We start from the raw sequence: 8,019 nt of genomic DNA, 5'->3' as shown, positions 1-8,019 counted from the left end.
TGATTGTTGGTCCGTTATTAGCCCGTTTTGGAAAGGGATACATTCCAAGACCTGGAGGCGATAAAATTGGAAGAAGAAGGTTAGATACTCATTTTGAGGGTTTTATAAAATTAGGGGCAACATTCAGGTATAATAAAGACGAAAAATTTTACGGAGTTGAAGCAGATTATTTAACGGGTACAAATATGCTGTTAGATGAGGCTTCCGTAACCGGAACAGCAAATATTGTAATGGCTGCTGTAATGGCAAGAGGAATTACAACAATTTACAATGCAGCTTGTGAACCTTATTTACAGCAATTATGTAAAATGCTGAACAGTATGGGAGCAAAAATTAGAGGTGTTGGTTCTAATTTATTAATTATAGAAGGTGTAGCGGTTTTAAATGGTTGTTACCATAGAATTTTGCCGGATATGATTGAGATTGGGAGCTGGATAGGAATGGCTGCAATGACAAAATCTTCAATTACAATTAAAAATGTAAGCTGGGACGATTTAGGTTTAATACCTCGTGTTTTTCAAAAAATTGGAATAAATTTAGAAAGAAGAGGAGATGATATTTTTATTCCTGAACAAGATAGTTACGAAATTCAGAATTTTATAGATGGTTCAATTTTAACGGTATCAGATGCACCTTGGCCAGGTTTTACACCTGATCTGCTAAGTATTATTTTGGTAGTTGCTACGCAAGCAAAAGGAAGTGTTTTAATTCATCAAAAAATGTTTGAAAGTCGCTTGTTTTTTGTAGATAAATTAATAGATATGGGTGCTAAAGTTATTTTATGTGATCCACATAGAGCAACAGTAATTGGTATGGATCATGAATTTAGCTTAAAAGGAACTGTTATGACATCACCTGATATTAGAGCAGGTATTTCTTTATTAATAGCGGCGCTTTCAGCAAAAGGAACAAGTACCATTCATAATATTGAACAAATAGATAGAGGTTATCAAAATATAGATACGCGATTGCGAGCAATAGGAGCAAAAATTACCAGAGTAGATTAATTATTGTTTAATTGTTGATTTATTGAATCTTTTAATGATTGCATTGTTAAGTTTTACAATAAAAGTAACTTGTAAAAAACTTACTTGTTTCTGTTATTTTGTAATTGAATCTCCTAACTATTAATTCTTCATTTTTCATTATTAATTAATTCCCGTGTCATATTGGCATAATTAAATAAAGTGGCAATACTTTTGCTAACATTATAGTTGATAAATTTTTTTAATAAAATTATGAGTACAAAGAAAGATTCTAAAAAAGAAAAAGAAGTTTTAGATAAAGAAGCAACGCAGCAGGAAACTAAAGAAATTAGTATTGAAGAGCAATTAAAACTTGAAGTAAATCAAGAAAAGGATAAATTTTTAAGATTGTTTGCTGAATTTGAAAATTATAAAAAACGAACTTCTAAAGAACGTATTGAGTTGTTTAAAACTGCCAATGAAGATTTAATGACAGTTTTACTGCCTATTTTAGACGATTTTGACAGAGGTTTAAACGAGATAAAAAAGGCAAAAGATAAAGAACTTTTAAAAGGTATGGAACTTATTAAAAATAAGTTAAATAACACACTTACTCAAAAAGGTTTATGCCCTATTAAAGTGGAACACGGTGAAGTTTTTGATGTTGAATTACACGAAGCTATTACTCAAATTCCAGCACCAACAGAAGATTTAAAAGGAAAAATAATCGATGTTGTAGAACAAGGTTATAAATTAGGAGATAAAATAATACGATATCCTAAAGTTGTTATTGGACAATAACAAGAATTGCAAATTATGAATTTCGAATTTTAAATAAATGGCAAAACAAGATTTTTACGAAATATTAGGTGTTTCAAAAAATGCATCTCCTGCAGAAATAAAAAAAGGATATAGAAAGATGGCTATCAAATACCATCCAGATAAAAATCCTGATAATAAAGAGGCTGAAGAAAATTTCAAAAAAGCTGCAGAAGCTTATGAAGTTCTAAGTGATGAAAATAAAAAAGCACGTTACGATCAATATGGTCACGCAGCCTTTGAAAATGGCGGTGGTGCTGGAGGTTTTGGCGGTGGCGGAATGAATATGGATGATATATTCAGTCAGTTTGGCGATATTTTTGGTGGCGGAGGCTTTGGAGGTTTCGGTGGCGGAGGCTTTGGAGGTGGATCTAGAGGTAGAGCCCGTGTAAAAGGAAGTAACCTAAGAATTAGAGTAAAGCTTACCTTGGAAGAAATTGCGAGCGGTGTAGAGAAGAAAGTAAAAGTAAGAAGAAAGGTAAAAGCAGCAGGTGCAACTTTTAAAAGTTGTTCAACTTGTAATGGAAGTGGTCAGGTAATGAGAGTTACAAACACCATTTTGGGTAGAATGCAATCAGCTTCAACGTGCCCTACTTGCCATGGAGCTGGAGAAATACTAGATAAAAGACCTAAAAATGCAGATGCACAAGGTTTAGAACCAAAAGAAGAAACAGTTTCAATTAAAATTCCTGCAGGTGTTACAGAAGGGGTTCAGTTAAAAGTAAATGGTAAAGGAAATAGCGCACCTGGAAATAATGCAGTAGATGGGGATTTAATTGTAGTAATTGAAGAAGCAAAGCACGAAACTTTAAAGAGAGAAGGAACTAATTTACACTACGATTTGTACATTAATTTTTCCGAAGCAATATTAGGTATAGACAAAAATATAGATACAGTTACTGGTAAAGTAAAAATTAAAATTGAACCAGGAACACAATCTGGTAAAATATTAAGATTAAGAGGAAAAGGTTTGCCAAGCTTAGATCATTATGGTAATGGTGATTTGTTAGTCCATGTTAATGTTTGGACACCACAACAAATTTCAAAAGAGCAAAAAGAGTTTTTTGAAAAAATGAAAACTGATGAAAATTTCACACCTAACCCTTCTAATTTAGATAAATCCTTTTTTGAAAAGGTTAAAGATATGTTTTCATAAAAAAAAGTAGTTTAAATTTTATTAATCATAAAATTTAAATATATTTGAAAAACGTTATTAGTGAAATATCTAATAACACTTTTTCTTTTTCATAGCAATTTTCCCACTCAAAATTTTGAGTGGGTTTTTTTATTAATTATATTATATATTGTATTTTTGCAAAAAAATAAAGTAGGTCGTCTTATCGCTTCAATGTATTGAAGAGGAAAGTCCGGACACCATAGAGTAGCATAGCGGATAACATCCGTCCAGCGTAAGTTGAGGACAAGTGCAACAGAAAGCAAGTACAGTTCGGCTGTAGTGAAACCAGGTAAACTCTATGCGGTGAAATGCCACGTATATTGAAATTTTAAAGTTACTCGCTTTATTTCAAGGGGTAGGCAGCTCGAACTATAAAGTAATTTATAGTCTAGATAAATGATAAGGGCTTTTTAAAAGAACAGAATCCGGCTTATAGACCTACTTTTTTTATCATATTCTTAATATTTACAACGTTTTCGCTCTTGATTTTTATAGAATAAAAAAAAATAGCCTTATAAACTATTTATATTGAAAAAGAGACCCTCAGTTACGAATTTTTTTATTCAAAACATCATTTTTTGTACCTTCGCTAAATTAAAAATAACTAAATAAAATATAAATATGGCTTTTGATATTGAAATGATTAAGGGTGTCTATTCTAGAATGACAGAACGTGTTGATGCTGCAAGGGAAGTAGTAGGAAAACCTTTAACCTTAGCTGAAAAAATATTGTACAATCACTTATGGGATGGTAACGCAACCAAAGCATTTACTCGAGGAAAAGATTATGTAGATTTTGCACCAGATCGTATTGCTTGTCAGGATGCAACTGCGCAAATGGCATTATTACAATTTATGCAAGCTGGTAAAAATAAAGTTGCAGTGCCTACAACAGTGCATTGTGATCACTTAATTCAAGCAAAACAAGGTGCTAATTTAGATTTAAAACGCGCGAATGATGTAAGTAAAGAGGTGTTCGATTTTTTAGCTTCAGTATCTAATAAATATGGTATAGGTTTCTGGAAACCAGGAGCAGGAATTATTCATCAAGTTGTTTTAGAAAATTATGCATTTCCAGGTGGAATGATGATTGGTACAGATTCTCATACAGTAAATGCTGGTGGATTAGGAATGGTTGCTATAGGAGTTGGTGGTGCAGATGCTGTAGATGTTATGGCAGGTATGGCTTGGGAACTTAAATTTCCAAAGCTAATTGGTATTAAATTAACAGGAAAGTTAAACGGTTGGACTTCAGCTAAAGATGTTATTCTTAAAGTAGCAGGTATTCTTACAGTAAAGGGTGGAACAGGTGCTATTGTAGAATATTTTGGTGAAGGAGCAAAAAATTTATCGTGTACTGGTAAAGGTACAATTTGTAATATGGGAGCTGAAATTGGCGCGACAACATCTACTTTTGGTTATGATGAATCTATGGAACGTTATTTACGTGCTACAGATAGAAATGGTGTTGCGGATGAAGCTAACAAAATTAAAGATTATTTAACTGGAGATTCAGAAGTTTACGCAGAACCAGAAAAATATTTTGATCAAGTAATAGAAATAAATTTAGACACTTTACGTCCACATTTAAATGGACCTTTTACCCCAGATTTAGCCACTCCAATTGGAGAATTAGGTGTTAAGGCTAAAGAAAATGGATGGCCTCTAAAAGTAGATTGGGGCTTAATTGGTTCTTGTACAAACTCTTCATATGAAGATTTATCTCGCGCTGCATCTATTGCTAAACAAGCAGTAGATAAAAAATTAGTCACTAAAGCTGATTTTGGTATAAATCCAGGATCTGAGCAAGTACGTTACACTGCAGAGAGAGATGGTATTCTTAAAGTTTTTGAAGATTTAAATGCTACTATTTTTACAAACGCTTGTGGTCCTTGTATTGGACAATGGGATAGAAGTGATTTAAAAGGTGAAGAGAAAAATACGATTGTACATTCATTTAACAGAAACTTTTCAAAACGTGCAGATGGAAATCCAAATACGCATGCATTTGTAGGATCACCAGAAATGGTTGCTGCAATAGCAATATCTGGTCGATTAGATTTTGACCCAATGAACGACACTCTTATTAATGAAGATGGTGAAGCTGTAAAATTAGACGAACCAAAAGGATTAGAACTTCCACCATTAGGGTTTGATGTTATAGATGCTGGTTATGTAGAACCAGTTAAAGATGGTAGTAATGTTGATGTTTCTGTAAGTCCAACTTCAGAACGTTTACAATTATTAACACCTTTTCAACCAATTGGAAAAGAAATTAATGGCGCAAAACTATTAATTAAAGCATTTGGAAAATGTACAACAGACCATATTTCTATGGCAGGTCCATGGTTGCGTTTCCGTGGTCATTTAGATAATATTTCTAATAACTGTTTAATTGGTGCCGTAAATGCTTTTGGGAAAAAAACAAATTTTGTTAAAAATCAGTTAACAGGTGAGTTTGGCGGTGTTCCAGATGTTGCTCGTGCTTATAAAGCAGCAGGTGTAAAATCGGTTGTTGTTGGAGATCATAATTACGGAGAGGGATCGTCTAGAGAACATGCTGCAATGGAACCTAGACATTTAGGTGTTGTAGCTGTAATAGTAAAGTCTTTTGCTCGTATTCATGAAACTAATTTAAAAAAACAAGGTATGTTAGGACTTACCTTTAATAATGAAGCAGATTACGATTTAATTCAAGAAGATGATACTTTTAACTTTATTGATATTAATGAATTTGCTCCAGATAAACAATTAACTTTAGAGTTGGTTCATAAAGATGGTTCAAAAGATTCCATTAAATTAAATCATACTTATAATCAAAGTCAAATTGATTGGTATAATGAAGGTTCTGCATTAAATCTAATAAAAAAAGAGAATGCAAGCTAAAAATTGATTTTTAGTTATAATTGAATATAAAAAAAGACGTATTTATACGTCTTTTTTTATGCTTAAAATTCAATAAAATAGGCGTATTTTAGATAATATCACATATAAATCATTGAAAAACAATGCAAAACAATTAATATTCTAACGTTTTCGTAAATATAATAGTTGTTATCAAATTTTTTTGTAACTTTTTATCTTAATTTTGAACAAAATATGAAGTATAAGCTTGAGTAAAAAACTTAACATTTAGCGAGAAAAATGGAATAGTTAATACTCTAATAATCTTTCCGTTAAATTCAATTTTTTTATTTCAAAATAGCACAGTTTCAATTTTAAATGAAAATAAGTTTAAACATTTAATATAAACTAAAATTTATTTTTTACTTGAAATCATTTTTTGAAACGAGCATACTAAGAAGTTTATCACTCAATAGAATGGTTAAGAACGAAAAGTTCCGAAGCTTTGGGATGACATTTAAAAAACAATAAAAATTAACACATGAAAGCATTATTTTATACAAAAGAATTTCCTCCTTATGTTTATGGAGGAGCAGGAGTTGTTGTTGAATATTTGGCAAATGAATTAGAAAAATTAATGGAAATTGATATAAAATGTTTCGGTGATCAAGAATCAACTTCAGGCAACATGCATGTTAAAGGTTTTCCATATAATAATCCAGTATTTGATCAATCAGACGAAAAATTAAAAGCAGTATTTAATAGTTTGAATACTTGTCTTCATATGAATGCTGAAATTCTTGATGCAGATATTGTTCATTGTCATACTTGGTATGCTCATTTTGCAGGAATAGTTGCGAAATTATGTTATGGAGTTCCATTGGTAATTACTACCCATTCTTTGGAGCCTTTACGTCCTTGGAAAAGAGAACAGTTAGGAAGAGGTTATGATGCCTCATCTTGGATTGAAAAAACAGCGTTAGAAATGGCAGATGCTTTAATTGCAGTTTCAGAAGAAACAAAAATTGATGTTCTTAATCATTTTAACGTTGATGAAAAAAAAGTAAAAGTAATTTATAATGGTATTAATTTAAATGAATATGTTGTAACTAAAGAGACTTCAACTTTAGAAAAATATGGAATTGATACTTCTAAACCTTTTGTACTTTTTGTAGGTAGAATTACAAGACAAAAGGGAATTATTCATTTAGTAAATGCAATAAAATATATAGATCCAAATACACAAATAGTATTATGTGCTGGTGCTCCAGATACTCCTGAGATTGCAAAAGAAATGGAAGCAAGTGTAAATGAAGTTAAAAAAACAAGAAACAACGTTATTTGGATAGACGAAATGTTAGATAAAAAGAGCGTAATACAATTGTATTCTCATGCAGATGTTTTTTGTTGTCCTTCAATTTATGAGCCTTTTGGAATTATTAATATTGAAGCTATGGCTTGTAATACAGCTGTGGTAGCTAGTGCTGTTGGTGGAATTAAAGAAGTTGTAGTTCATGGGGAAACTGGTATTTTAATTCCCGTAGAACAACAAACTAAAGCGCCATTTGAACCTATAAATCCAGATAAATTTGCTAGAGATTTAGCAGATGGAGTTAATACAGTTATTAATAATAAAGAATTACGTAATAAAATGGAATTAAATGGACGAAAAAGAGTAGAAGAGCACTTTGATTGGGTAGCAATTGCAGCTCAGGTAGAAGCATTGTATAAATCGTTAATTTAGTTTTGCATTAAACAATAAAAATATATTTTAAACCTATAAAAACAATTAGTTATGTCAGGGAAAAAAGTTTTAGCCATTATTTTAGGAGGAGGACAAGGATCAAGATTACACCCATTAACAGAAACACGATCTAAACCAGCAGTGCCAATTGCAGGGAAATATCGTTTGGTAGATATTCCAATTTCAAATTGTATTAATTCAAACATAAAACAAATGTATGTTTTAACACAATTTAATTCAGCATCTTTAAATAGACATATTAAAAATACGTATCATTTTAGTTTTTTTAGTTCAGCTTTTGTAGACGTTTTAGCTGCGGAACAAACACCAGGAAATAAGGGATGGTTTCAAGGTACTGCAGATGCAGTGCGCCAAAGTATGCATCATTTTTTAAGACACGATTTTGATTATTTTTTAATTCTATCTGGAGATCAATTATACCAAATGGATTTTGATAAGATGGTTAAAGC

6 protein-coding genes and 1 other RNA gene are annotated in these 8,019 nt (G+C 31.4%); all 7 read left to right on the top strand.

The features are described 5' to 3' along the window. A partial coding sequence (locus AB1Z17_RS01380) for a UDP-N-acetylglucosamine 1-carboxyvinyltransferase (protein ID WP_368049997.1) occupies nucleotides 1–1,007 on the top strand: 1,007 nt, incomplete at its 5' end. Between the two features lie 231 nt (nucleotides 1,008–1,238). Further along, a complete protein-coding gene (locus AB1Z17_RS01375; RefSeq protein WP_368049996.1) occupies nucleotides 1,239–1,766 on the top strand; it encodes a nucleotide exchange factor GrpE in 528 nt (175 codons plus the stop codon). Between the two features lie 37 nt (nucleotides 1,767–1,803). Beyond that, a complete protein-coding gene (gene dnaJ, locus AB1Z17_RS01370; protein WP_368049995.1) occupies nucleotides 1,804–2,940 on the top strand; it encodes a molecular chaperone DnaJ in 1,137 nt (378 codons plus the stop codon). Nucleotides 2,941–3,108: 168 nt separating this feature from the next. After that, nucleotides 3,109–3,410: RNase P RNA component class A (rnpB, locus tag AB1Z17_RS01365), an RNA gene on the top strand. Nucleotides 3,411–3,582: 172 nt separating this feature from the next. After that, a complete protein-coding gene (locus AB1Z17_RS01360) occupies nucleotides 3,583–5,847 on the top strand; it encodes an aconitate hydratase (protein ID WP_368049994.1) in 2,265 nt (754 codons plus the stop codon). Between the two features lie 499 nt (nucleotides 5,848–6,346). After that, on the top strand, nucleotides 6,347–7,549 hold the full coding sequence (glgA, locus tag AB1Z17_RS01355) for a glycogen synthase (protein ID WP_368049993.1): 1,203 nt from the start codon (nucleotides 6,347–6,349) through the stop codon (nucleotides 7,547–7,549). 51 nt (nucleotides 7,550–7,600) lie between these two features. Further along, a partial coding sequence (locus AB1Z17_RS01350; protein ID WP_368049992.1) for a sugar phosphate nucleotidyltransferase occupies nucleotides 7,601–8,019 on the top strand: 419 nt, incomplete at its 3' end.

It is taken from the genome of Lutibacter sp. (assembly GCF_040883305.1).
Classification (GTDB): Bacteria; Bacteroidota; Bacteroidia; order Flavobacteriales; family Flavobacteriaceae; genus Lutibacter.
Note: the sequence above shows the minus strand (reverse complement) of the source record. Positions and strands in the feature narration are given on the sequence as shown.

What these genes read in the sequence shown, in the direction of transcription:
- AB1Z17_RS01375 (WP_368049996.1), top strand. Translation starts at nt 1,239, where the DNA reads ATGAGTACAAAGAAAGATTCTAAAAAAGAAAAAGAAGTTTTAGATAAA.
- dnaJ (WP_368049995.1), top strand. Translation starts at nt 1,804, where the DNA reads ATGGCAAAACAAGATTTTTACGAAATATTAGGTGTTTCAAAAAATGCA.
- AB1Z17_RS01360 (WP_368049994.1), top strand. Translation starts at nt 3,583, where the DNA reads ATGGCTTTTGATATTGAAATGATTAAGGGTGTCTATTCTAGAATGACA.
- glgA (WP_368049993.1), top strand. Translation starts at nt 6,347, where the DNA reads ATGAAAGCATTATTTTATACAAAAGAATTTCCTCCTTATGTTTATGGA.